The following is a 23770-nucleotide window of genomic DNA, read 5'->3' as shown; positions in this document are numbered from 1 at the left end:
CCGATGAACCGCCGAACCGGGCTGCCCTCAGTAGTAGATCGTCACCGTCACCGTATCGCTGTACAGCCCCTGGGGCGGCGTAATCTGCGGGTCGACGCGTCCGTAGATGGGTTGGGCCTGCGCACTCCCGGTACCGGTGTCGGCCAGAGTGTCCACATTCAGGGTGTCACCCCAGCGCAGCGAACGCGCGGCGTCGCGGTATAGCTCATAGATCACATAGTCACCGGCACCGTTGTGCATACGCCGGGTCGTGCCGTCGGCGTGCAGACCATTATCCAGACCCATCTGATAAGGGGTGGTGTTGGTGCACTGGGGCGCAATGATGGCGGTGGTATCCACCGCAGTGTTCAGAAGACCCTGGGTACCAAAATCCAGGTCCTCCAGCGAGAAACTCGGATTACAGGCCGCCGCAACCGTGGCGCTGGTGGTAAAGGGAAAACTATCGGTTCCGCCTTGCCCGCCACCACTGGTGCAGCTGTCAGGCCAGGGTGGCGTACCCAGCAGGGTGGGTTCATTGGCCCGGAACTCCATCCGCGCATCCGGGCCGGAAAAGCTGTTGTCATAACTGCCCGGAATCACCGCGGTCTGGTCAGGGCCGATCCGGCCATACACGGTCACGCTGCCGCTGCCTGAACCGCCCCCTAACAACGAGAGCGAATACTGCAGGTCCACCTGGGTGTCCTGCTGCAAGCTATCGGGCCAGACCTGGGAATGTGCCGCGTCTCTGAAGAGATTGAATTGCACTTCGTTACCGTCACTGGTCATACGGCGTGGCTGAATACTGCCGCTGCCCTGGCTGCCGGAACCGATGCTGAAGCACAGCCTGGCCCGCGTATTTCCCAGCACGGAGAGTCCGGATGTGCTGCACTCATAGCTTATGGTCGCCGTGACATCACTCCAGCCGGTAAAGGGGTCGCTGGCGCCGAAGCTCACATCAGTCATCGAGGCGCTGCAGGTGGTCGCCGCCTGAACCGGGAGGGCGGCCAGCGCCACCGCGCCGAGCACACCCGCCGCAAGGACTCGCCGAAACATCACGCCCCCTCGCACGTCAGTGGGCCAATCGGCGGAACCGCATCCGGCGCTTCGGGCAGTTCGAACTCGACACTACAATCGCTGCCATCCGGTTGCTTGACGACCAGGCGATTGTGCGCTTCCAGGTCTTCCACATAGGCCTGACCATCATGCCCCACAACCGCCAGGCGATGACCTTCGCGCAGTACATAACTGCCGAGGGGAAGCGGCTGGCCGGACGGGTCAACCACCGTCAACAGCGCGGCACGCACGCGACGCAGGCCGAAATCCACGCGCACCCCGGCCCGTTCGGCGGGAACCACATTGACCTGGTGGCGATCCACCTGCAGGTCGGCTGGCAGGTCCAGCGGGTCGATGGAGACCTGGTTTTTGCGATAGCCCCCCAGCCCGGTGAGCAGGTAGTAGCCACGCGCATCGGTATCGCCGATGTAGCGGTTTTCCAGCGCGACCGGTACGCCGCCGACACCTCCGGTGGAAACCAGCGCAAAACCGTCGCTCACCCGACGCGCCGGGAACAGATCCTGCGGTGCAGCCGCCATCCAGACCAGTGCGCCATCCAGGCCCCCGTATACCGCGCCGCCGCCGGGCCGCGCACGAATGCCACCGCGCAGCTGAGCGGAATCGCCTCGGTGTACCACGTCGGCCCGGAACAGCGGCCGATCACCCGAACGCTGTGCCTGCAAGGCCCAGCCGGTACCACCGTCACCGGGCACACCACGGCGCAAATGGGCCGACTGACGGTCGTCGCCGTCGCGCCTGTGGCTGACCGAGCCGCCGCCGCTGACCCCCGCGCCCAGGGACACGGACAAGCCGGCGCGCAGGCGATAATCCCGTTCGTCACCAAGTTCCCGCGAGGCATTGAGAAACAGGGTGGTTCCCTGGAAGAGTCGCCGACTGTAGCCCGCACCCACGTTACGGAAATCCCGCTCTTTCTCCTGGCCCTCGAAACGGTTGTAGTGCAGCGACAGCCGCCCGGTGGCACTCGACCCCACCCCCAGCGCCAGACGCTCGCTGCGCCGGGGTGGCGCTCGACTCACGCTGGAAGCGACATCCCGATAGTCGTTATCGGCACGCTGCAGACGGTAATCCACCGTGAATCCGTGTCCGGTCCAGTTGTAACCCAGCGCCAGCTGCTCGCCATCCGCTTTGCTGCCGGTACTCTGCGCCCATGCCGCGCTGAAGAGTCCCGCATGCCGGAGAGTAAAGAGGGCGCCCAGCCCACCGAGCATCAGGCGGTCATCGCCCTCGGCATGGCCTTCCAGCGTCACGGTATCGGTAAGACCATGGCGCAGGCTGGCAAACCCGGCCGGGCGACTGCGATAACGAAAGGAGTCCGTGCCATACCCCTGGCGCACGCTGCCGATTTCCAGCGAAAAGTCACTCAGCCCTTGCTGCAGCAAGCGGGGCGAGCTGTAGAACGAAAAGTCGTGAACCGTGGTACGCCCCAGGGCATCGGTCAGCACCACCTCGCCCTGCCCCAGCCCCGTGATCGGCGGGTGGCCATCGACGCGGAAGCTACCGGGCAGCACCTCGCCACTGAATTGTCGCTGCCCTTCCACGTACAGCTCCACCTCGGAGGGCAATGCCGCCTCGCCGAAGAAGGCCGGCAGCGGCCGAGTCACCAAACCCGGCTGCAAAGCGAAGTTACGGCGCAGCTGCAGGCCACCCAGACGTGTCGCCCGCGTCCACTCCAGGCCACCGGTAATCAGATCCCCCGCGGTAACCGTGAGCAGTCGATCCTGAGAGGACCAGGTCCAATGGGTATCGAGACGGGTGTGATCGCGCTGCCCCCCTCGACTCGATAACCGCGAAAGAGCCGTATTTTCCACCACATGATTGCCGGCAAATCCGCGCAATCCCGTCGCCGCCGTGAAGTCCAGCACCCCCTGTTCGTCTGCCGCCAGATGCATCTCGTAATTCAGCAGCATGCCGGGGCTGACCCTGGCCCGAGGGCCGGTGTGCCGTACGGCACGGGCCTCCTGCAGCTCGCGATTGAGGCGCCGGACAGGCACTTCCAGATAGAGTCTTTGCCGGGCTGCATCGTAGCGATACTGCAGATCGGGCAGGCTCTCCAGTGTCTGATATCCTCCCCGGGACCGTTCTCCCATACGCAATCCCAGGGTGGTCAGATGCTCCGACGGCACGTAAAGGGCGCCATCCTGCTGTGCCACCTGCAGGATAAAGCCCGTGGGCACCTGGTTGAGCACCACTTCAAGGTAGAGCTGCTGATCACTGCCGTGCAGGCCGGGGCCGTCAAGGAGCAACCACTCCCCGCTGCCCCTGGCCGGCGCTTCCGGGGCCTGCGCATGATCCACATTCGCACTGGCCCCGGTCGCGACGATCAGGGCGCTAGTAATCGACAGCGCCAGACGCCGCAAGGTCATGGCGTGTCGGCTGACCATTGACCCGCATCCTGATGATTACCTCGGCCCCGGCGGCGCCGTCCGGCAGGTCGGCGATCTGTGCACGGCGGGTTTCGATGTTCTGCACCACGAGACGCGCTCATTCATCGGTATCCGTATCCTGCAAGCGCCCGTGCCACTCGGGGGCCGCGCCGGACTGCACCTCCGTGCTGTAGCGTGCCATGGACGCCGGCCACGCCAGGCCGCGCTGGGGCTGGGTTCGATTCTGTGCGATGGGAGCAGCCTCCGCTCGATGTGGACCATCCGCGTTCACCCGGGAAGGCTCACGCCGTGAGCCTGGGTGACGCGCCTTGCGGATCAGGAAAAATCATGGGGGTCCGCTCCGGGTTGCGCGCACCCCGTTAACGTCCGCGTTCGACCAGCTCCACACGCCGATTCTGCGCGCGTCCTTCCTCTGTCCGGTTCGTAGTAACAGGCGCCATCATCCCGGCCCCGGCGGCCTGAAGCCGAGCGCCGGCGATCCCGTACTCATCACGCAGCCAGTTCACCACAGACTGCGCGCGCTGCAGGGACAATGAAACGTTGTAGTCGAAGTCCCCGGTGTTGTCCGTGTGCCCGACCACCAGCAACTCCATCGACGACTGCGCGTTCATCAACTCCGCGATCGACTCCAGGGCCTCGGCGGACTCCGGCAGGATCGCCGCACTATTGACCTCGAACAGGATGTCCGGCACCGCCACGCGACCATCCTCGACCAGCCCGGTTTCCATCTCGTCGGCCGTTAACGGCTGATGATCCATGGTCGCGTCCATTTCCGCTGCGGTCACGATAGCCTTGGATACCGCCGGTCCGTCGACCCGTCGGGCGTTGAACACGGCAATCCCCGCCAGCACATTGCCGGCCTCCGAGCGTGCCGCCATATACCGAACCTGGCGATCCCGGTTGGCGACGCGGCAGCAATCCCGTGCCCCGCGGTCGAACAGCCCCGACTCCCGGAAGAACGTGCGCCCGGCGCCGCTGGAAAGTTCTTCTTCGGAACCGGAAAAGAGAATCTCGAAGCCACGCGCCTCCAGCGCCTGCAGATAGCTGCGCTTCACGCGCAGCGTGGTCACGCCGGGGTCCTCGAAGTTATAGCTCAGCCGCAGAACCTGTCCCTCCAGCCGCTCGAAGGATTCGAACTGATCCCCGTCCCAGGCCCCTGTCGGGATCGACAGACGATCGAAATCACTCGACTCATGAAACACGATGAACGACCCCGCAACCCGCGGCACCTCCGAATGATCTCCGGCCCCCTCGAGTTCGGATGCGCCTGCGCCACTCACACTCAGTAGCGCCGCCGCCACCCAGCCGGCCATCCCCACAGTTGCTCGCTTGATCACGTTACCCCCTGATAAATTTCCAGGATGCCCACTCACCGGTACCCCGACCACAAACACGTCTGCAAGTCCACGTAGTGCCCCGGACTCCACACGAGCCCACGCCACATGAATGCCGAGCGCTTGCGAGATCGCCAAAAGCCAATATGGATAAGGATAAGGCCCCTCCAGGGGCAACGGTTATTGAGTCGGCGGTGTCATTGCGGGACGGACGGTGTAGCCGCCCTGTCCCTGGTTGCGCCGGATGCGCAGGAAATAGGTCCCGGGCTCCAAGTCGTCGCGTTCGAGGGTCCAGGTTTGATCCTCACGACGCGCCCCGCTCAAATGCTGCCCATCGGCATCGAAGAGATTGGCATGGATGCGAAGTCCCGTTTCGGCGTTGAGCGTGACCTGAAGATCGCCGGGATTGGCGAGCGTGAATTGCAGCCAGTCTTCGGTGTTTCGCTGGTCCAGGTCCCGGTAACCCAGCAGGCCGGTTGTCTCGGCCCCCAGTGCGATTTCCCGCGCCTGTTCACGAGAAGCGTGTGGTGCATCGGCATCGGGGTAGAGCGCTGGTGTAACGATCGGCAGGAGGGTGTACCCCCCCTGTCCCTGGTTGCGCCGGATGCGCAGGAAGTAGGTGCCCGGTGCGAGATCCTCGCGCGTCAGGACACGCACCCCCTCTTCGTCATGCGAACCGCTCAAGTGCTGTTCATTGGCATCAAACAGATTGACCCGAACCGCAAGCGTTCCCTCGGGGCGCACCGCAACATGAAGGGCCCCGGAGGTGGCCATCTCGAAACGGAACCAGTCCTCGGTGTTTCGCTGGCCCCGGTCCCGGTAACCCAGCAGGCCGGTCGCCTCGACATCCGGTTCGATTTTTCGGGCCTGTTCACGAGACTCATGCGGACGGACCGGATCGGGATGCGCTGCCGGCGTGAACTGCGGTTGCAACACATACGCCCCTTGTCCCTGGTTGCGCCGGATGCGCAGGAAGTAGGTGCCCGGTGCGAGATCCTCGCGCGTCAGGACACGCACCCCCTCTTCGTCATGCGAACCGCTCAAGTGCTGTTCATTAGCATCAAACAGATTCACCCGGAGGCTCAAGTCGTCCTCGGCATGAACTCGCCACTCGATGGCGCCGGAGCGAGGCGTCTCGAAAACAAACCAGTCCTCGGCGTCACGCGCTCCACGATCGACATACCCGAGCAGTCCGGCACTCGCGGTACGCAGTGGCAGCGCCGCGTCGGCGTGCAACGCCTCTTCGGGACCGGCGGCCGCCGCTGGCTGGGGCATAATCATCGGTGTGTACAGCCAGACGGACAGGTCGTAGGCGCCTTCTCCCTGGTTGCTCCGGATACGCAGTCGATAGTCACCCGCTGCCAGGTTTTCACGGGTCAACGTCCGTATCCCGTCCTCGTCCCTTGAACCGCTCAGGTGCCGTTCATCAGCATCAAACAGGTTCGCCCGCAAATTCAAACCCGCATCGGCCTCAACGCGAATCACTACGGCACCGGGACGGTCGACCGAAAAATCATGCCACTGCTCACGATGATCGCGATCCAGTTCGCCCTCCGCGGACTTGAGCGCAACTTGATCCCGCTCGTTCAACATGGAAACCGGGTCGCGTGCCCGAGCATCCGGGCGCTGCTCCCGCCGGGCGCCCGGCGTGACGGCTTTCGCCGGGGGCGGGTCATCTGCCAGGGCGGCCTTGGCCGCCTGCGCCGCGGCCTCCGTTTGCCCCAGCAGGGCCGGGTCAACACCATCGGCCAGCAACCGATCAATCTTGCGCGCATCCAGACGTGCGGCTACATCAGCGGGTGAAAAGGTGGACCGTGTCACGCCGTCAGGGGTGACGCGAAGCGATTCCCCCGCGTTCACCCGTATGCTTTCGGTGGTCCCCTTGGGCCGGACATCCATGGCGCCCTGCAGCACCTCGATGGTGGAATTTCCATCTTCAACGAAGGACACCACGGTGCCCCGGACACTCATCGCGACCTGAGACATCTCGACGTCCATTGAGCCGTCCTTGAACATGCGCTTGAAATTCCCGAAGACATGACCGACGAGAATCCGCAACCGGTTTTCGGACTCTTCCACACCCCCGATTTCTACCCTGGAGTTGGATCGCATAACAAACGTGGTCATGTCGACCAGGCTCAGTATGGCGCCGCTGTCGTGCCGGGTTTCCACGTTGTCACCGACGCACAGCGTGGCGTCGAGCGTGGCGAAATAGAAATCCTCGGGATCGTCATGCGGGTAGACGAAGACCTCACCGAAGAAGTCACTGAAGCGGATGGTGGAATCGATGCATTCCATTACCTGGACATGCACGGTCTTCTCCGCCAAATGCCATTCCTCCGAATCCGAGTCGGGAACGGCATATTCAATCGAGACGCCAATCCGGGCCGTGCCGGCCCCCATAGCGGTTATGCGACCGTCATCAAAATCGATGACCGGATCACGAAAAAACCGTGAGCCGCCCTCGCGTTGCTGGGTGACCTCGTAGGCGATGTCGAGAATCTCGAAGCCGCCGGGATCGACCTGAATCTGGTGTGTCTCGCCAAGGGTGAGCTGTACCCGCTTATCGTGAATGCGAACGGGCGCGAATTCCGCTGCCTCGTCTTCGTCTTCGTCTTCGTCTTCGGCAAACAGATGATCCAGGAACCCATCGGGCACGATCCGGAACTCGGGCGGCTCATGCTCAAAATCCAGATCCGGCTCCACAAGCGGGGTGCCATCGGTGGACGCGGGCTCTTCATCCCGCAAACCGGAAAGCGCCTCTTCGCCACGCCAGGGATCGTAGATGATGACCCCCGAATCCCGACCTGACGCCAGTTGCATCGGAACGGACGATTCGCGTGCATCCATCGCGGAGCCAGACCGATCCCCCGCGGCCAGGCCGGTCGTCGACAGCAGCAGGCCGACAGCGACCAGAACGCTCGCCCCGGGGCATAACCGGGCAGCTCCGTGCCACTGGGTCGGGGTGCTTCCCTTCTCGGGAAAAGCGTGTGTGCTTACCATCATTCGATCCTTGCGAAGGGGGCGGTCGGAGTTGCGGGCCTCACCCTGCCCAACCGGATCCACTGCTCCAGGTTTCGCGTGACTGGCGCTTTCGACGAGACAGTCCCTGCGCGACGTTACGCCACCCGTCGCGGGGGTTCAGTCTCTCCGAGTAGCCGCGGACTCGACGCGGGGATGATCCTGTCCGACTTCCTTGATCAACCGGTCGCCCACCTTCAGGTCGGGGAACATCTGCTGGTACTGATACCGCTCCAGCGTCAGTTTCCCCTTCTTACCGTCATCCCGGCGGTAGCGAACGCGGACGTACTCCTTGCCGGGCCTGTCTTCCTCGGTAGCCTCGAATTGCCGGATATCCGTGACCGCTCCGGCCCAGGCCTGATTGCGCTTCTTTTTCTGGTAGGCCATCAACGCGATACTAATAACCACCGCAAGACCGATTCCCCCCAGCAACCCAAGCATGTCTTCCATAAGTCGATTCCCTTTTCGTCCCCATGCGTTACCGCTGAATTCCAAGCAAGGGAAGGCCTGATCAAGATCGTCCGCAAATTTTTCTGTCGTTGCGAGAGGTTCAGAAGCAACCGCAGGCTTGGTCTCTGGGAATCAGCATACATCATGTCCAAGCCGGACCTTCGAGGTCTTTCCAAACAGGAGGATCGAACGCCACCTCGCGCTCGACGTGTTCGAGCCAAATCCGTAGCCCCGGAATCGACGCGCGCGGCTTTCGGCCATCCAGCTCGCCCGCAGGGCCGCTTGCACCTGCGGCTGACTATGCGACGATCAGGGCGCTAGTAATCGACAGCACCAGACACCGCCAGGTCATGGCGTGTCGGCTGACCATTGAGCCGCATCCTGATGATTGCCTCGGCCCCTGCGGCACCGTCCGGCAGGTCGAACGACCACTCGCGCGACGTCCCGGACAGGACATACCCGGCCAGGCCGGCATGCCGATAAAGGGCCCGCCCGTCGCCATCCATCAGCTCGAGGTCAGCGATCTGGGCGCGACCGGTCCCGGTGTTCTGCACCACGAGGCGCGCCCTCTCATCGGTATCCGTATGCTGCAGGCGCCAGTGCAAATCGGGGGCCGTGTCGGACTGCACGGCCACAAACACCGGAACGGAGAAGCGCATCAGAAAACGCAATCCCGACCGAATACCGGACGCACCGCCCTGCCCCCCGGCCGGCGCCTGTTCCGCGCCAATGTCCGCCGGAATTTCATCCACCAGGAGGCGAAAACTTCGCTCGGCACTCGTCGAGCCCGGGGCAGAGACGCCCCGCTGCAGGACCCGCACCACCTGTCGACCACCGGGCGGCACACTCAGAAAAGGCGGACTGACCGCCAGCTCCGTGGAGAGCTCCAGCCGATCCTCCCCGTTCTCCTGGCGCCATTCGAACACCCGCACCTGGGCCTGCACGGGAGTCGTCCCCGTATTACGCAGCGTCAATCCCCTGGCCGTCTCCCCGGGAGCAAACTCCAGCAGGGTCGGGGCCACGCTCAGGCCCGCAGCCGCGGCGGCCGGCATCACGCTCCCGGCGAGAAGGACGCACAACAGCAGCCCCATCGACCAAGGCTGCCAGCACCGCGAGGGTCCAGCCCCTCGACGCAGCCACCGCCCGGCCGAGCCCGCATCTGACATCCTCAGAAGCTGACCTCAATGGTCACGGTATCCGAATAGGTGCCCCCCGGCGGTGTGGAGGCATTGTCGGCCGACTCGACACGCCCGTGGACGGTGAACTCCGCCTCCTCCCCGGTTCCCGTGGCGCTGACAACCGATCCGAAGGTTGTGTCGTTCCCCCATAAGGCGGTGAAACCGCTGTCGCTGTACAGACGATAGCTGACATGTTCGCCAGCCTGTTCCATACGACGGGTCGTACCGTCATCGTGTAACCCGGCGTTCAGCACGAGGTCGTATGCGGCGCCGTCCGTACAGGTCACCGCTACCGTCGAGGTCGCCGTGTGGTCGGTATTGAGAAGCCCAACCGTACCGAACGACAGGTCTGTCGGCGCCGTGGTCAGTTCGCAGCTATCTTCGAGGGTGATGGTGACGTCGAAGTCGTCACTCACCTGCTGCGCCGATACCGTGCCCGACGTCGCCAGCAGGACGCACAGAGCACCGAACCCGTACTGTCGTTTGATTCTCATCGTTTGCCTCCGCAAGACCCTGAACGAGCTTAGCAAAGCCTTGTCCGACCAGCCATGCAGCGCCATCGATCGGCTGGCCATTCGGACCACACCGCGTTACGAAAAGTCGAATCGCAGATAGCCGGGGAACTCTCGGTGCGGTATCCTGTCAATGGAGTAATTGGGGGCGACCTGGATTCGACGCGGGTCGCGAAACCTTAGGTGCATGCCGAGGATGTGGTGAGCCTCGTAAAAATCACTGCAAAAAAATAGTTGCCAACGACGACAACTACGCACTCGCCGCTTAAAAACCGGTAGATGCCGTCCGACTGGAGCCGTGCTTGTGCGTCCAGTATCGGGCGTCGACTCTCACAAGCTCGTGGTGAAGCGCTCCCGGCGTGGATCCATTAAAACTCAACCGGGATCGCCAGTTGCATTCCCTGCCTGTCGGGTAGCGGCTGGTTAAACTCAAAGACAGAATAAGCATGTAGAGCCGAAGGCGGAGGTCCTGCGGACGCGGGTTCGATTCCCGCCGCCTCCACCAATTTTGACCAACCAATCAAGCGCCTGCGGGCGCTTTTTTGTTTGCATTCGAGAATACCCATGGCCGTTTACCAGGACACGTTCACCCAGCAGACCCGCGGTCGCGGCACTCTCGACATCACCTCTGCAGTAGAACATGTGGTCCGGGCATCAGGCATCACCACCGGGACCTGTCACGTCTTCCAGCATCACACCAGTGCCTCGTTGCTGATCACCGAGAACGCCGATCCCGATGTGCGGCAGGATCTGGAAACCCTGATTCAGCGTGTCGCACCGGATGCCGACTCCGCCTACCGTCACGACATGGAAGGCGACGACGACATGGCCGCCCACGCGCGCGCCATGTTCACCCACAACGACCTGACCATCCCGGTCGGTCACGGGCGCCTGGTACTCGGTACCTGGCAGGGTATCTTTCTGTGGGAGCACCGTTACGCGCCCCACAGCCGCCGCCTGACGATCACCATCCAGGGCGAATAGCGCTGCCGCTTCACGCTCGTCTGCCGGGATCAGTCCCGTACCACGTGCACGGTGATCTCCTCGCGGTCGTGATAAAGCTGCCGCGCCCTCAGTCGGTAGCCAATCCCCGCCGCCTGCAGCCGGTCTTCGATATGCCCCAGACACTGGCGCACCGTCTGCCAGCGGCTCTTCATCGGCAGCTTGAGGTTGAAGATCGCCTCCCGGCACCAGCCGGCCTCCAGCCAGTCCGCCATGCGCGCAGCCACCCGCGCGGGCTTGTCGACGATATCGCACACCAGCCAGCGCACCGGGCTCGGAGGCTCCCAGGTAAAGGCATCTTCGCGATGGTGTTCGACCTGAGTGGTCGCCATCAATCGGGCATCCATGGGCCCGTTATCCACGGCATGTACGTACATCCCGCGCCGAACCAGTTGCCAGGTCCACCCGCCCGGCGCCGCCCCCAGGTCCACTGCCTGCATCCCCTGCGCCAGGCGTTCATCCCAGGCTTCGCGAGGGATGAAGGTGTGCCAGGCCTCCTCCAGCTTCAGCGTGGAACGGCTGGGGGCCTCCCGCGGCGAACGCAGGTGCAGGATGCCGCCCGGCCATTCGCTGCGCCGTCCCGGCCGGCTGAGTCCGAGCTGGACGCGGTCGCCCGCGCACCAGAACACATGCAGGCGCTGCCCGTGCGCCGCCGCGCGCAACACACCCTGCCTTTTCAGCACCGCTGCCAGCGGGCGCTCCAGCGCCCGAATCAACCGCCGCAACGCCTTGCCATCGTTGGTGTCCGGGGTCTCGTGCCAGATCGACTCGACCTGCCAGCCGGCCGCCACGACCTGTCCGATGATTGGCGTCAGACGGTCACTGCGATCCAGCCCCGCGAGCGCTGGCAGCGCCGGAAAGACCTGACGCGCGAACACCAGATGCTCCAGCGCCAGCACCGACTCCAGTGCGGCCACGCGGCCGTCCGCGGGCTCGAACAGGACAAACCCCGCGCCGGCCTGCACTCGCGCAAAGCCGCCCAGGCCCGCCGCGGCCGCACGATCGGTCAGCTCGGCCGTCAGATCGCCCTCGAAGCCTGCGCGGCAATACAGCAGCAGTCCGGCAAAGCCCTCTTCCTGTTTACCCATCGCCACCTGCCCCTGGGTCGCCACCAGACCCGCAAAAAAAACCGCCGTGCACGGCTTGCGTACACGGCGGCGAGACTAACCGGCCCGCAGCGGCGGGCCAAGCACACGCTGCGCGCCGGGAGCCTGTCCGATTGGGGGCCGATCGGCTGCGCGTGCGGGACAGCGGCCCCTTTACCCGCTCTCTCTTGTTACATCATCCCCACCAGGGCCTCGAGAGACCGAACAAAGGGCCTCACTCTCCCGCTACGCTCGCGACGATCGCCCAAATCCGACGGGCTACGAGCGCGCCAGACCGGGGTCGCCCTCCACGTTTTTCAGCTTCGGCAGGTACGGCTTGCCGGGCCGGATCGTCTCCTGCTCGCGCAGGTAATCGGCGACGACCTCCCAGACCGGATCGGTATCCAGCGGCTCATGCACGTTGGCCCAGCCGGCAACCACGTAGTTCTTGTCCGCGTCCACCGGCTCGCCGTTGATGTACAGATCGCTGATACGGCTCCCCATCGACTCGTGCGGGTCGATGGTGTACTCGACGCCGGCGGTACGCACCATGTCACCACCGCGGTGGTGATAGGGGTTAGAGTTGAAGATCGAGTTGGCCACATCCTCCAGTGCGTTCTTCAGCTGCGCACCGGTCATCTCGTTGCGCTGGGTCTCCGAATAAGTGGTCGCCGTCTGGGTCATCAGCTCCTCGAAGGTGATCGGCTGGCCCGGCAGCACGCTGATACCCCAGCGGAAGCCCGGAGAGAGGGCCACTTCGGCATCCATCTTCTTGATCATCGCGTCCATGATGACCTCGTCAAATGTGCCATTGAAGTTGCCGCGGCGGTACAGCACGCCCTCGGTCACGGCCAGCTCCTCGTTCAGCTGGTCCTCGTACGGCGCGCGCACCTTGCGGATATGTTCTTCCATGTCCGCATCCGGCTCGATCAGGTTGGAGAATACCGGCAGCAGGGTGAACCTGTAGTCGCGGATGCCGCGATCGGTCACATCCAGGTCCATCACGCCGAGGAACTTGCCATTCGAGCCGGCGTTGGTCACCAGCGTACGGCCGCCACCGGCATTTTCGATCTCCATTGCACCCGGAACCGCATCATGCGTGTGGCCGCCCATGATCATGTCCACGTCGCGCAGGCGACGTGCCATCTCCATGTCGGTCACCATGCCGTTATGCGACAGGACCACCACCACCCTGGCACCCTTCTCGCGGCATTCGTCGATCATGCGCTGCATGTTCTGGTCGCGGATGCCGAAGCTCCAGTCCGGGAACATGTAATCCGGATTCGCGACCGAGGTATACGGGAATGCCTGGCCGATGACCGCCACCGGTACCCCGTTCATCTCGCGGATGCTGTACGGCTCGAACACCGGGTCGCCCCAGTCGCGGTCTTCGATGTTCTGCGCCAGGAAGTCGATGTTGTTCGGCTTGAATTCGTTTTCGACTACATCGAGCACCCGCTCGGCCCCGAACGTGAACTCCCAGTGTCCCACCATGATGTCGACCCCCAGGAGCTTCTGGGCATCCACCATGTCCTGACCATCAGTCCACAGCGAGGTCGCGGTACCCTGCCAGGTGTCGCCGCCATCCAGCAGCAACGAGTTCGGGCGCTCGGCACGCAGCTTCTTGACCAGCGTGGACAGATGCGAGAAGCCGCCCAGACGGCCGTATTTATGCGCGGCGTACTTGAAGTCGAGGTGGGTGATCGCATGCGCCATGGCAGTGCCGGGCTTTACGTCGAAGTACTCGAGCATCGCATCGCCCGCCAGCACCGGCGGCTTGCCCTGCATGTCCCCCACGCCGATGTTTACGTCGGGTTCGCGGAAATGCACCGGCCTCAGCTGTGCATGGCAGTCGGTATAGTGCAGCAGCGAAACATTGCCAAACTTCGGCAGGTCGTACATGGCCGCATCGGCAGGCCGCCAGCTTCCCTTCTCGCCGGCCCAGGCATTCATCGAGAATCCGGCTGCGCTTGCCGCAACCATCGCTTCAAGAAACTCTCTGCGCGTAAGGCTCATTCAGGTTCTCCTCGGTGACTTCAGATGGTTCAGGACAATACCGCCCTTCCCGCTTCACGACGCACGCGGCCGCAGAATGTTCCATTCGGAATGCCGTTCGCACCGCCTGCAATGCAGCCGTTCGGTGCAATTCGATACGTTTTTTGATTTTTTAACGAAAAATCACGCGCGTTCACGATTTTGATGACTTTTGGGCCGACACCCCATTCCCCGCATGCGCACACAAAAAAGCCTGCTATCCGCAGATAGCAGGCCAAGACGCGACATACACCGCCGAAGACGAGCCGGCCACGCACACGCTGGGGAGACGTGCATCCCGCGTGGCCCCGCAATCGAATCCGGCACCCTCAGGCTAGTCATCCGCGCCCCCGCTCTTTTTGATCCATATCAAGAACTCAACCCGTTCGGGGCGAGGCATCCGGCGTCAGTCCCCGTACCGGCCCTGAGAGGCCAACCCGTTATCGCGCGCTCGTGCATACACGGTCTGCTGCGCCTTCTCGTAGTTTCCGGCCATGTCCTGCCCCCAAAGCTGCAACGCCGCCTGCTGCATGCCCCGACCGTACGAGAATGACAGCGGCCACGGCGCCCCGCCGATCCGGTTTATCGCGTCCAGATGCCGGGTTGCATCCGCATCACTCTGGCCACCCGAAAGGAACACGATGCCCGGCAGGATGGCTGGCACTGCGGACTCCAGGCAGCGCAGGGTCGCGTGCGCGACATCCTCGACGTCGACCTGCTCGGGGCAGTCCTTCCCGGGCAACACCATGCTCGCCTTCAGGATGGCGCCTTCGAGCAGTACGTGGTGTTCGTACAGGGCCTTGAATACCGCCCTCAGGGTGACCTCGGTCACGCCATAGCAGGTCTCGATATCGTGGTCCCCGTCCATCAGGACTTCCGGTTCCACCATCGGTACGATCCCCTGCTCCTGGCACAGGGCCGCATACCGGGCCAGGGCATGCGCGTTTGCTTCGATACAGGTGTCAGTAGGCATGGTCTCGCCAATCGTGATCACCGCTCGCCACTTGGCAAAGCGTGCGCCCATCCCGGCATAGGCCGCCAGGCGCTCGCGCAGGCCGTCCAGACCCTCGGTCACCTTTTCCCCCGGAAAACCGGCCAGATCCTTCGCCCCGGTATCCACCTTGATACCGGGCAGGATGCCGGCCTCCCGCATCACGTCGACGAACGGGCGGCCAGCCCGAGTGGACTGGCGAATGGTCTCGTCGTAGAGGATCGCCCCGGAGATGTATTCGTTCAGGCCCGGGGTAGTCAGCAACAGCTCGCGATAGGTTCGCCGGTTTTCCTCCGAGTTCTCCACCCCGACGGCCGCCAGGCGCCTGGCAATCGTACCGGTGGATTCATCAATGGCGATGATGCCCTTGCCGGGCGCCACCATCGCCTCGGCGGTCTCGGCCAACTGGTCGATCTTCATGCCTGCTCCTTGCCTGCCTTTGCGGCAATGCGCTGTAACGGCTGAATGCCTTCCACAGGAGCGTAGTCACCCGCCACGTCTTCTTCCAACGGGACGGAGGCTGCTGAACCGGTTTTTTGCGCACGGGCTGGCAGCCGGACTGCCGCGGGGCTCAGGCGTGTTCCCCGGCCGCATGCCCGGAGGCCCAGGCCCACTGGAAGTTATGCCCGCCCAGGTGGCCGGTCACATCCACCACCTCGCCAATGAAGTACACACCGGGGACCCGCCGGCACTCCATGGTTTTGGAGGAGAGCTCGCCGGCATCCACCCCGCCCAGGGTCACTTCCGCAGTCCGATAGCCCTCGGTCCCGGAGGGCCACACGGTCCAGGGCTGACAGGCCGCGACCACCTGCTCGATATGGGCATTGCTCAGTTGCTCCAGGGGCCGGTTCTCGACCCACAGTTCGCACCAGCGCTGCGCCACCCGCCGCGTCAGTTGTTCTCCAAGTACGCTTTTCAGCTCCAGCTTCGGGCGTTGCGCCCGCAGTGCCTGGAGGTGCGCGGACAGATCCAGCTCCGGAAACAGGTCGATCGTCACCGCCTGCCCCTCCTCCCAGTAGGACGAGGCCTGGAGCACGGCCGGCCCGCTCAGGCCGCGATGGGTGAACAGCAGGTTCTCGCGAAACCCCATCCCGCCGGCCGTCGTCACCGTATCCAGCGCCACACCGGACAGCCCCTCCAGTTCCTGCAAGGGACGCCCGCTCAGCGTAAAGGGCACCAGCGCCGGCCGTGTCGGCTGCAGCGACAGGCCCAGCGTATGCGCAAGATCGAGCCCGAACCCGGTCGCGCCCATACGCGGGATCGAATAGCCGCCAGTGGCGATCACCAGCGATTCACAGGCGATCATCTCTGCGCCTGCTGCCAGCCGGTTGGGTGCGCCCGGCTGCACGTCGCGCACTGGCGTATCCGTGCGCACCACGACCCCGACCGCCGCGCATTCGTCCAGCAGCATGCGCACGATATCCCTGGACGAGCGATCGCAGAACAGTTGTCCCAGCTTCTTCTCGTGGTAGGGAATGCCGTGTTTCTCCACCAGGGCGATAAAGTCCCACTGGCTGTAGCGGCTGAGCGCCGACTTGACGAAATGCGGATTAGCGGAGATGAAATTCTCCGGCTCGCAATACAGATTGGTGAAATTGCAGCGGCCACCACCGGACATCAGGATCTTCTTTCCGACGCGGTTGGCATGATCCAGCACCAGCACCCGCCGGCCGCGCCCGCCCGCGGTCAGGGCGCACATGAGCCCCGCCGCGCCACCCCCGATCACTACAACATCGAAGACCTCCGTCGGATGCGGCGCGTCCGTCACTGCGTGTGCCCCGCGACGTGCGAGCCCTGCCACCCACCCGACATCTTCAGCGCAACCATTCCTTGCGCACGACCAAGGTGTTCGCAATCAGGTCATGCAACGCCTGACGCCGCCGGGTAAACGCCACCATGATGTAACCAATCATCAGGATCAGCCCGGACAGAATGGTCGCGAAATGGCGCCCGGTCGCCCGCAGGAACGTAATTCGGTCCCCGTTAAAGTCCACCACCCGCAAGCCGAACACCATCTTGCCCAGCGTCGCCTGATACCGGGAGCTGTGCATCCCTGCCCAATACAGCCAGGCCACCACGACATTCACCAGGAACCATGTCGCCTCTGCCGGCGGTACGGGATCGTCGGGGCCGCGCGCCACCATGGTCTCCGGACTGATCAAGGTCTGCGCGGCCACCTGCGGGACACCGATAATCACCGCATCCAGCAGATAGGCCCCAACCCGCACCCAGAAACCGCCATAGGCCGCACGATCTTCGGGTGGACCCGCTTCCTCCAGGACCGCTGGGTCCAACACGGCCCCGCACTGGACGCAAAAACGGGCATCCGGGGCATTCTCTTTGCCGCACTGGACGCATTTCATGATCTCTCCCTCTCTCTTTATCGCCGTATCCAGGGGTCTCTCTGCTCTCTACAGCAACGGTTCCACCGGCAGAATACGCGTCATGCCGGACACGAACCGCCTCCAGAATCCTGCCTTGGGCTCGTAGCGATGCGCCCGGGATCCGTCCTGCCAGATCAGCGCGCCCTCCGCATCCCGCTCCACCCGATAGGCGACCTCCGGCCGCAGCGCCTCGCGGTATAACTCGGCCAGCTGCCCCACCAGGACCGGATCGCGCAGAAAGACCCCTGATTCGCTGTTGGTGTGTGCCGAGCGTGGGTCCATGTTGAACGAACCGACAAAGGCCTCCTCGCCGTCGAAGACCAGCAATTTGGTGTGCAGACTGGCCTGCGACGGATCGATGCCACGGTCACGCTCCAGCCGCGCCCAGCGCGGCGGCCCGGTCGGACGCAGTTCGAACAGCTCCACGCCCGCATCCAGCAGGGCATGGCGTCGGCGCGCGTAGCCGCCATGGGTGAAGGCCACATCATTGGAGGCCAGGGAATTGGTCAGCACCTGAACCCGTACACCGGAGGCACTCATCTGCGACAACTGCGCCGTACCGTCACGTCCGGGCACGAAATACGGCGAGATAATCAGCAACTCCTTCTCCACGCCCAGGAGCCGCTGACCCAGCGCATCCGCGACCCGCGAACCCTCACCGCGGGCGCGCGCCTTGGCCTCGTCATCCACCACGAATTCCGCCTGCGTCGTCCATATATAGCTGGCCGCGTCCGCCATCGGCTGGGGCAGCGGCAGGCCGTTCAGCGGCTCCATCTGCATTAGCGGATGGGTGTGATTCTGTGCAATCCAGGCGCGTAACGCGCCCTGCTGCATCACAAGCCGCTCCGGCTCCCCCTTCCCCGGCGCCAGGCACGCCATACTGATGGCCCCCGGGCTGTTCCAGAACTCCAGAAAGGACTGCTCGACCGACCGGGCGAGCGGACCCACCATCACCAGGTCCAGATCGGCGAAGTTGTAATCCGGGCTCGCCTCGAAGTATTCATCCCCGACATTGCGCCCCCCGGTGATCGCCAGATGCCCGTCCACCACCCAGGCCTTGTTGTGCATCCGGTGGTTCAGCTCTCTACCGCGGAACAAGAACTCGGTGCTCGCACTCAGCCAGCCCTGGCGCGTGCGGAACGGGTTGAAGATCCGTACCTCCATATTCGGGTGCTGATCAATCGCCGCGAGTTTCGCATCGCGACCACGAGCATCCACATCATCCAGCAGCAGCGATACCTGCACCCCGCGATCGGCCGCCCCCAGCAACTCACCCATCAGCACACGGCCCGCGGCATCGTCCCGCCAGATGTAGGACTGCACCTGAATCCGCTCACGTGCTTTGCGCACGCTCATGACCCGCCAGCGAAAGGCCTCTGCGCCCTCATCCAGCAACCGAAACCCGCTCTTCCCCCCGGACTGAGCCGGCTCGAACCCGTTCAGCCACTGCGCCAGCGGCCCCTCGGCGGCAGGCGGTGCCAGCTCCTCCAGCGCTCGATCCGGCGCCGGTGGTAGTGGCGCACAGCCCACCGCCAGCCCCAGCATCGCGGCCAGGGCCAGCGTCCCATACAGCTTCCAGTGTCCCATCCGCCCAGCCAATCCCCTTCAGGAAACACTGATCCATGTACCCGCCTGCGCGCGCACCGGCTTTGCGTACGTCTCAGTCTGCGATGAATGTCCTGCAACAACGCGGCGCCCGGCGGGCCCTGACAGGCCAGCACCCGCGCCGTTTATTATCCAGAACGGACGCACAAGCGCCCCGCCCAAAGCGACGAGGTTCATGCGCGGCCCTGCTCAATTCTGCGCTGTCCCCGCGCCTGTATCCAAAACCGTCTCGCGCACCCGGTCCCCGCCCCGCGATCGTGGCCGCCAGTACGCAGCAAAAAGCGGTCTCCCCCCACGCGAGGCCCGGCACATCCCGGGGTCCGCAAGGAGAAACAGGAGTAACCGATCAGTCCGCCGGGCTCTGCGATGCAAAGTCGTGCACAATCCGGTCGCGTCCCAGCTCCTTCGCCCGATACAACAGCGCGTCGGCGCGGTTGACGCCCTCCGAATACCCCCGGCTCGAGTAGTCGACCTGCGTCAAGCCAATACTCGCGGTGATGCAATGTCCGACCGGGCGCCCGGGCAGCTCGATCGCCCGAACCGCATCCAGGACGCGCTCGCAGGCCTTCATAACCTCGGTCCCGGCCTCCGGAAACAGCAGCAGGAACTCTTCGCCACCCCAGCGTCCGCAGATGTCATATTCCCGCAGATGGCCACGAATCGTGTCGGCCACCTGACAAAGCAACTGATCGCCCACCTCGTGCCCATAGCGATCATTCACGGTCTTGAAACGGTCGACATCCAGCAATGCCAGGGTCAGGGGTCGCCCCATACGCCGAGCGCGATCCTGTTCCTCGCTCAGCCGTTCCATCAGGAAACGCCGGTTACCAACACCGGTCAACGGATCGGTGGTGGCCGCGGCCTGCAAGCTCTCGCTCAGTTCGCGCATGCCCTCGTGATACAGATCGGAGATCCGCACAACTTTTTCCAGCCGCCGCAGATTCCGGTCATAGGACGCCACCAGTGACTCGTGTCGCTCCATGGCCGCACCCTGAAATCCGTCGGCAATCCGGATCAGACGCTCCATGCGCTCGCCCTGCCGGGTGGCAAGCTGGAGCAGTTCCGCCAGCGGTTCGAACAGCGGATTGCCAACATGAGCCGGATCGTCCAGCAACTGCCGGACCCGTTCAACAATCCGTGCATCTGCAAAGTCCGATTCCACGGGCTCCACCATCAATCCGGTTCTTCGGCAGTAATTTCGAAGGCAAACGTGCAGTCTTCCTTGAACTCCTCAGCCAGATCGGCCACCCGTTGATTACGCGCGTCGTAGTACCAGACCACCGCCACATCGACGCCACGCCCGTGCGCGGCCTCCAGCATGTCGAAGATATCGAGCATGGCGCGAACCGAACTGGTGTTCAGATAGATCAGGCGCAGTTCCAGGTGCAGGGGACACGCTTTATCGCTCAACTGTTCCCGTACCCATTCCATCACCGGGCCAAAAAACTCGAACGAGTTTTCCGGGTAGGAATCGCCCTCCATTTTCAGGAGCCCGCTGGCGGAATCGGCCGTGATCGCTGGCGTGGACTGGGTTTTTTCAACAGCAAGGTCGTTCATGTGCACTTTCCGTACTTCGACGTAATGGTGTCCGGCATCAGACCATCGCACGCAGGCTGAAAAACGTACCGCCGGCACCGGCATCCCGCAGATCCGCCTCCAGCGGGGCGCTGGACCGGCGCGCCATGTCGATCAGACCGAGGCCCGAGCCACTGGCACCCGCTTCGTCGCGCGGCGCGCGTAGCTGCTGCTTGTAAACCGCCTTCAATTCCGCGGCGTCCATACCAGCCAGATCCCGCACCCGAGCGAGCAACCGTTCGCCATCCGCCCGTTCCACGCGGTTACCGGCCTCGACAAGGTAGCGCCCGCGCTCGTCGGTGCCGATCACAACCGTAGCCTCGGCCTCATGCTCGCCGTAATCATGGCGGGCGGCGTAATGACGAATATTCTGCGTCATCTCGATGTAGATCCCGAACACATCGGTAATCGCGTCCGCCTGGAGGCACTCCGCCTCCATGTATTTTTTGAGGGCGTTGCCAAGTTCCTCGATCAAGCTGCGCGAAATCGGCCCGTTGAAGCAGAGCAGGATACGCTGATTCTGGAAGTGCTTGCGCAAACCATAGAGGTCGAACTGATTCATCCGGGCTCCCCTGTCATTCCACACGAAAGGCGAGGACAGTGACGTCATCGCGTTGCTCATAATCACCTTGATACGTGGCCAGGGCGGCCCGGATCGCCTCGGCCTGCGCGGCCATCGGCTGCGCCGCATGGTCCTGCAACAGTTCGGCGAAACGGGCATTGCCAAAGCCAAACCCGAGCTCGCCTCCGGCCTGGTCCAGATAGCCGTCGGTCACCATGTAGTAGGTTCGCCCGCTCGCGACCATCACCTCGCGATCACTGTACTCGCCCTGGCGCCGATCGCAGAGCGCACGCCGACCACCGGGCAACTCCACCACCTGCTCACCATCGCTCCAGTAGAGCCCGATGCGCGCGCCCGCGAACCGCAGACGCCGCGCCGTCGGTTCGACCAGCACCAGGCCGGCATCCAGATTGGTGGCCACCGAGGACGGCATCTCCGATTGCCGGACCATCTCCCGCAGGACCGCATCGGCATGTTTCAACAGCCTGGCCGGAGAATGGAGGCCATGGCGGTTCATCGCATCATCAAAGGCGGCCCGCGCCAGCATGGTCATCAGCGCACCCGGCACCCCATGCCCGGCGCAATCCACCACCCCGACCAGAAAACGTTCGCCCTCGCGACGAAACAGATAGAAATCGCCCCCGACCCCATCACGCGGATGCCAGAGCACAAAGTGATCGTGCCCCAGAGTGTTGCGCAACTGGTTATCCGGCAACAGCGCGCGCTGGATCAGCCCGGCGTAATCGATGGAGTCGCGGATCTGTTTCTGCGCCGCCGCCATCTCCCGGTTGGCCGCCACCAGCTCCCGGGTACGCTGACGGACCTTGTTTTCCAGCTCCTCCGTATGACTGCGGATCTGTGTGGCCATGGAGTCGAACGCTCGGCTCAGATCACCCACCTCGTCGCGCCCCGGTGGCGGCAGCGAAACCGCATAATCCCCGGCGGCCATCGCCCGCGCGGAGGTGCTGAGCTGACGCAGCGGTCGCAACACCATGCGATCCACTCCGTAGGCAAAGGCCAGCATCAACACCAGTAACGTCACCACCAGGGCCCCCACGGCAAGCCGGAACCACGGCCCCTCGACCACCCTGGCAGTCTGCAAATCCACGGCGCTGACCACATGCCAGCCCAGGTCCTGCACAAAAGTGAGCGCGAGCACGCGCTCCGCCCCATCCAGCGTCACACCGGCCAGCTCGACCGCACCCGGATGTGTCTCGGCACGCGCCATCGCCGCCCCCAGGGCCTCCCCCTGCTCGCCCCCGATCCGGTGCTGCAGGGTCTCATCAAAGCCGGCGGACCGCGCCGCGGACCCAAAGGCGATCTGCTCCGGATCGGGGTGGGCCTGAATCGCGCCCGCCCGATCCAGGATCATCGGCGTCACCCCGGGCTCCGAGGTACTCAGGAACTGCTCCAGAAAACGACTGAGATCCAGCCCGGTACCGGCCAGCCCCAGACGCTCGCCCTCCGGACCCTTGACCAGCACATTGATCCAGACCCGGGTCACCCCCAGCTCCACATCCGGATTGACGTTGATATTGAAGCCCGCTTCCTGCGCCATCGTCGCGAAGAACCAGCGATCATCCACGCTTTCGTCATCGAGTGTATAACGCGGCTTTTCACTGAACGCCGTCGCGCCGTCGTTGGTGTAATAATGGCGGCTTTCGGCGCTTGCGATGAAGTAATTGCCATCACGAAAATCCGCCCGGTAGCGTTCTGCCTCGCGGAAGAAACGCGTACGCCGCTCGGCGTCCTCCTCATGTTGCAGCCAGTCTGTCGTCAGCACCGAATCCGCCAGCCGATTGGCAAGCGCAAGCTCCTGGGAAACCGGCGCCAGGATGTTCTGGGCATTCAGAAGGGTAATGTTGCGGGCATAGGCCTCGCCGAAGTGGCCGCGGACATTCTCGACCACTTGCCAGCCCACAAGGCTGAGCGGCATCAGCGCCACCATACAGGCAATGACCAGGGCCACAACCGACTTTGCGCGTAGTCCGTAGCCCCAATCCGCCATTGGTATCTCGGCACCCCGGCCGCACCGGGCCGCTCATGCAATCCGTATCTGCAAGCCAGTATCCGGAAGCCGCCCATACCGGTCAATCACACGGCCGAAGCCCACAAGCTGCCCATCCCATGGGCAACGGCCCGCCGCTACGTCACCTTTCGACTGCCAGGAGAAAGCTCTCGTCGAACACTACCGCACAGCGATTCGGATGGGTCCTAAAATTCGGATGTCTTCCATTAAACCGCTCCGGACCCGCCAGGGTGGCATTCAATTCGACAGGGCATCGTCAACGGCTGTCCGAGCAAGTAGACCACGGTACGGGCTACCGATGAGCCGCAACTGCCCGCGAGGCATTTCTCACTTTCTGGCCATGGGTTGCCTTCACCGAGCCGAAGCCGAAGAACTTCACGGAGCCTTTTTCGCTTTCCTGAATTCTGGCTCTGCAACAACCGGTTGCAGAGACCTTTGACACGACGGGGAGACGCTGTAGAATACGCCGCTTGAACACGACAGGCGCGTAGCTCAGCTGGTTAGAGCACCACCTTGACATGGTGGGGGTCGTTGGTTCGAGTCCAATCGCGCCTACCAGATACAGAAAAGG

At 63.8% G+C, this 23770-nt stretch carries 19 protein-coding genes, 1 tRNA gene and 1 other RNA gene; 3 read left to right on the top strand and 18 right to left on the bottom strand.

Annotated features, from left to right (window positions below; translation table 11 throughout):
- Positions 1 to 27: 27 nt before the first annotated feature.
- The 7 genes from G332_RS0106185 to G332_RS13065 all read right to left on the bottom strand — a co-directional run bounded on the left by G332_RS0106185 (position 28) and on the right by G332_RS13065 (position 9914).
- Complete coding sequence (locus G332_RS0106185; RefSeq protein ID WP_026340659.1) at positions 28 to 1032, bottom strand: spore coat protein U domain-containing protein; 1005 nt, start codon at positions 1030 to 1032, stop codon at positions 28 to 30.
- Positions 1032 to 3434, bottom strand: coding sequence for a fimbria/pilus outer membrane usher protein (locus tag G332_RS0106180; protein ID WP_081619770.1), 2403 nt, complete (start codon positions 3432 to 3434; stop codon positions 1032 to 1034). Before G332_RS0106180 ends, G332_RS0106185 begins: the two co-directional genes overlap by 1 nt.
- Positions 3435 to 3796: 362 nt before the next feature.
- The gene (locus G332_RS0106170) at positions 3797 to 4750 is read right to left on the bottom strand and encodes an OmpA family protein (protein WP_019626130.1); all 954 of its coding nucleotides are present in this window, start codon (positions 4748 to 4750) and stop codon (positions 3797 to 3799) included.
- A gap of 201 nt (positions 4751 to 4951) precedes the next feature.
- The gene (locus G332_RS0106165) at positions 4952 to 7069 is read right to left on the bottom strand and encodes a FecR domain-containing protein (RefSeq protein ID WP_369699372.1); all 2118 of its coding nucleotides are present in this window, start codon (positions 7067 to 7069) and stop codon (positions 4952 to 4954) included.
- Positions 7070 to 7912: 843 nt separating this feature from the next.
- On the bottom strand, positions 7913 to 8242 hold the full coding sequence (locus tag G332_RS0106160; RefSeq protein WP_019626128.1) for a hypothetical protein: 330 nt from the start codon (positions 8240 to 8242) through the stop codon (positions 7913 to 7915).
- A gap of 317 nt (positions 8243 to 8559) precedes the next feature.
- On the bottom strand, positions 8560 to 9294 hold the full coding sequence (locus G332_RS0106155; protein ID WP_019626127.1) for a molecular chaperone: 735 nt from the start codon (positions 9292 to 9294) through the stop codon (positions 8560 to 8562).
- Positions 9295 to 9410: 116 nt separating this feature from the next.
- Positions 9411 to 9914 (bottom strand): spore coat U domain-containing protein, encoded by a 504-nt coding sequence (locus G332_RS13065; protein ID WP_196800049.1) that lies wholly within the window; start codon positions 9912 to 9914, stop codon positions 9411 to 9413.
- Between the two features lie 162 nt (positions 9915 to 10076).
- On the opposite strand from G332_RS13065, the gene ssrA reads away from it, so the two are divergent.
- Together ssrA and G332_RS0106145 are read left to right on the top strand one after the other, a co-directional pair.
- Positions 10077 to 10437, top strand: a transfer-messenger RNA (tmRNA) gene (ssrA, locus tag G332_RS13245).
- 59 nt (positions 10438 to 10496) lie between these two features.
- Positions 10497 to 10916: a secondary thiamine-phosphate synthase enzyme YjbQ gene (locus tag G332_RS0106145; protein WP_019626125.1), complete on the top strand. Its 420-nt coding sequence runs from the start codon at positions 10497 to 10499 to the stop codon at positions 10914 to 10916.
- Between the two features lie 29 nt (positions 10917 to 10945).
- Here G332_RS0106145 and rlmM read toward each other — a convergent pair whose 3' ends face one another.
- The 11 genes from rlmM to siaA form a co-directional block, all read right to left on the bottom strand.
- Positions 10946 to 12022: a 23S rRNA (cytidine(2498)-2'-O)-methyltransferase RlmM gene (gene rlmM, locus G332_RS0106140; protein WP_019626124.1), complete on the bottom strand. Its 1077-nt coding sequence runs from the start codon at positions 12020 to 12022 to the stop codon at positions 10946 to 10948.
- Between the two features lie 276 nt (positions 12023 to 12298).
- Positions 12299 to 14035 carry a thiosulfohydrolase SoxB gene (gene soxB / locus G332_RS0106135; RefSeq protein WP_026340656.1) on the bottom strand — a complete coding sequence of 579 codons (1737 nt, stop codon included), beginning with the start codon at positions 14033 to 14035 and terminating at the stop codon, positions 12299 to 12301.
- 29 nt (positions 14036 to 14064) lie between these two features.
- Positions 14065 to 14292: a hypothetical protein gene (locus G332_RS13485; RefSeq protein ID WP_156000775.1), complete on the bottom strand. Its 228-nt coding sequence runs from the start codon at positions 14290 to 14292 to the stop codon at positions 14065 to 14067.
- Positions 14293 to 14459: 167 nt separating this feature from the next.
- Positions 14460 to 15464 carry a class I fructose-bisphosphate aldolase gene (locus G332_RS0106130; RefSeq protein ID WP_019626122.1) on the bottom strand — a complete coding sequence of 335 codons (1005 nt, stop codon included), beginning with the start codon at positions 15462 to 15464 and terminating at the stop codon, positions 14460 to 14462.
- A 151-nt stretch (positions 15465 to 15615) separates the two neighbouring features.
- A complete protein-coding gene (locus tag G332_RS0106125) occupies positions 15616 to 16812 on the bottom strand; it encodes an NAD(P)/FAD-dependent oxidoreductase (protein ID WP_026340655.1) in 1197 nt (398 codons plus the stop codon).
- A 46-nt stretch (positions 16813 to 16858) separates the two neighbouring features.
- Positions 16859 to 17407, bottom strand: a complete 549-nt coding sequence (locus G332_RS0106120) for an RDD family protein (RefSeq protein WP_019626120.1) — start codon at positions 17405 to 17407, stop codon at positions 16859 to 16861.
- 48 nt (positions 17408 to 17455) lie between these two features.
- Positions 17456 to 19015, bottom strand: coding sequence for a phospholipase D family protein (locus G332_RS0106115; protein ID WP_019626119.1), 1560 nt, complete (start codon positions 19013 to 19015; stop codon positions 17456 to 17458).
- Between the two features lie 364 nt (positions 19016 to 19379).
- Positions 19380 to 20207, bottom strand: a complete 828-nt coding sequence (siaD, locus tag G332_RS0106110) for a biofilm regulation diguanylate cyclase SiaD (RefSeq protein ID WP_019626118.1) — start codon at positions 20205 to 20207, stop codon at positions 19380 to 19382.
- A complete protein-coding gene (gene siaC, locus G332_RS0106105) occupies positions 20207 to 20590 on the bottom strand; it encodes a biofilm regulation phosphoprotein SiaC (RefSeq protein ID WP_019626117.1) in 384 nt (127 codons plus the stop codon). The genes siaD and siaC overlap by 1 nt, the downstream gene beginning before the upstream one ends.
- A 37-nt stretch (positions 20591 to 20627) precedes the next feature.
- A complete protein-coding gene (gene siaB / locus G332_RS0106100; protein WP_019626116.1) occupies positions 20628 to 21170 on the bottom strand; it encodes a biofilm regulation protein kinase SiaB in 543 nt (180 codons plus the stop codon).
- A 13-nt stretch (positions 21171 to 21183) separates the two neighbouring features.
- Positions 21184 to 23178: a biofilm regulation protein phosphatase SiaA gene (siaA, locus tag G332_RS0106095; protein ID WP_019626115.1), complete on the bottom strand. Its 1995-nt coding sequence runs from the start codon at positions 23176 to 23178 to the stop codon at positions 21184 to 21186.
- A 502-nt stretch (positions 23179 to 23680) separates the two neighbouring features.
- Between siaA and G332_RS0106090 the strand changes: the two genes are divergently transcribed.
- Positions 23681 to 23757: transfer RNA gene (locus G332_RS0106090), tRNA-Val, on the top strand.
- Positions 23758 to 23770: the final 13 nt, after the last annotated feature.

This window comes from Thioalkalivibrio sp. ALJT, assembly GCF_000381825.1.
Lineage (GTDB): Bacteria > Pseudomonadota > Gammaproteobacteria > Ectothiorhodospirales > Ectothiorhodospiraceae > Thioalkalivibrio.
Note: the sequence above shows the minus strand (reverse complement) of the source record. Positions and strands in the feature narration are given on the sequence as shown.

What these genes read in the sequence shown, in the direction of transcription:
- G332_RS0106170 (WP_019626130.1), bottom strand. Translation starts at nt 4,750, where the DNA reads ATGGCCGGCTGGGTGGCGGCGGCGCTACTGAGTGTGAGTGGCGCAGGC.
- siaC (WP_019626117.1), bottom strand. Translation starts at nt 20,590, where the DNA reads ATGAACGACCTTGCTGTTGAAAAAACCCAGTCCACGCCAGCGATCACG.
- G332_RS0106160 (WP_019626128.1), bottom strand. Translation starts at nt 8,242, where the DNA reads ATGGAAGACATGCTTGGGTTGCTGGGGGGAATCGGTCTTGCGGTGGTT.
- G332_RS0106115 (WP_019626119.1), bottom strand. Translation starts at nt 19,015, where the DNA reads ATGGGACACTGGAAGCTGTATGGGACGCTGGCCCTGGCCGCGATGCTG.
- G332_RS0106155 (WP_019626127.1), bottom strand. Translation starts at nt 9,294, where the DNA reads ATGCCGGCCGCCGCGGCTGCGGGCCTGAGCGTGGCCCCGACCCTGCTG.
- siaA (WP_019626115.1), bottom strand. Translation starts at nt 23,178, where the DNA reads ATGGCGGATTGGGGCTACGGACTACGCGCAAAGTCGGTTGTGGCCCTG.
- G332_RS0106180 (WP_081619770.1), bottom strand. Translation starts at nt 3,434, where the DNA reads ATGGTCAGCCGACACGCCATGACCTTGCGGCGTCTGGCGCTGTCGATT.
- rlmM (WP_019626124.1), bottom strand. Translation starts at nt 12,022, where the DNA reads ATGGGTAAACAGGAAGAGGGCTTTGCCGGACTGCTGCTGTATTGCCGC.
- G332_RS0106120 (WP_019626120.1), bottom strand. Translation starts at nt 17,407, where the DNA reads ATGAAATGCGTCCAGTGCGGCAAAGAGAATGCCCCGGATGCCCGTTTT.
- G332_RS0106130 (WP_019626122.1), bottom strand. Translation starts at nt 15,464, where the DNA reads ATGAAGATCGACCAGTTGGCCGAGACCGCCGAGGCGATGGTGGCGCCC.
- soxB (WP_026340656.1), bottom strand. Translation starts at nt 14,035, where the DNA reads ATGAGCCTTACGCGCAGAGAGTTTCTTGAAGCGATGGTTGCGGCAAGC.
- siaD (WP_019626118.1), bottom strand. Translation starts at nt 20,207, where the DNA reads ATGGTGGAGCCCGTGGAATCGGACTTTGCAGATGCACGGATTGTTGAA.
- G332_RS0106185 (WP_026340659.1), bottom strand. Translation starts at nt 1,032, where the DNA reads ATGTTTCGGCGAGTCCTTGCGGCGGGTGTGCTCGGCGCGGTGGCGCTG.
- G332_RS0106165 (WP_369699372.1), bottom strand. Translation starts at nt 7,069, where the DNA reads ATGGAATGCATCGATTCCACCATCCGCTTCAGTGACTTCTTCGGTGAG.
- siaB (WP_019626116.1), bottom strand. Translation starts at nt 21,170, where the DNA reads ATGAATCAGTTCGACCTCTATGGTTTGCGCAAGCACTTCCAGAATCAG.
- G332_RS0106145 (WP_019626125.1), top strand. Translation starts at nt 10,497, where the DNA reads ATGGCCGTTTACCAGGACACGTTCACCCAGCAGACCCGCGGTCGCGGC.
- G332_RS13065 (WP_196800049.1), bottom strand. Translation starts at nt 9,914, where the DNA reads ATGAGAATCAAACGACAGTACGGGTTCGGTGCTCTGTGCGTCCTGCTG.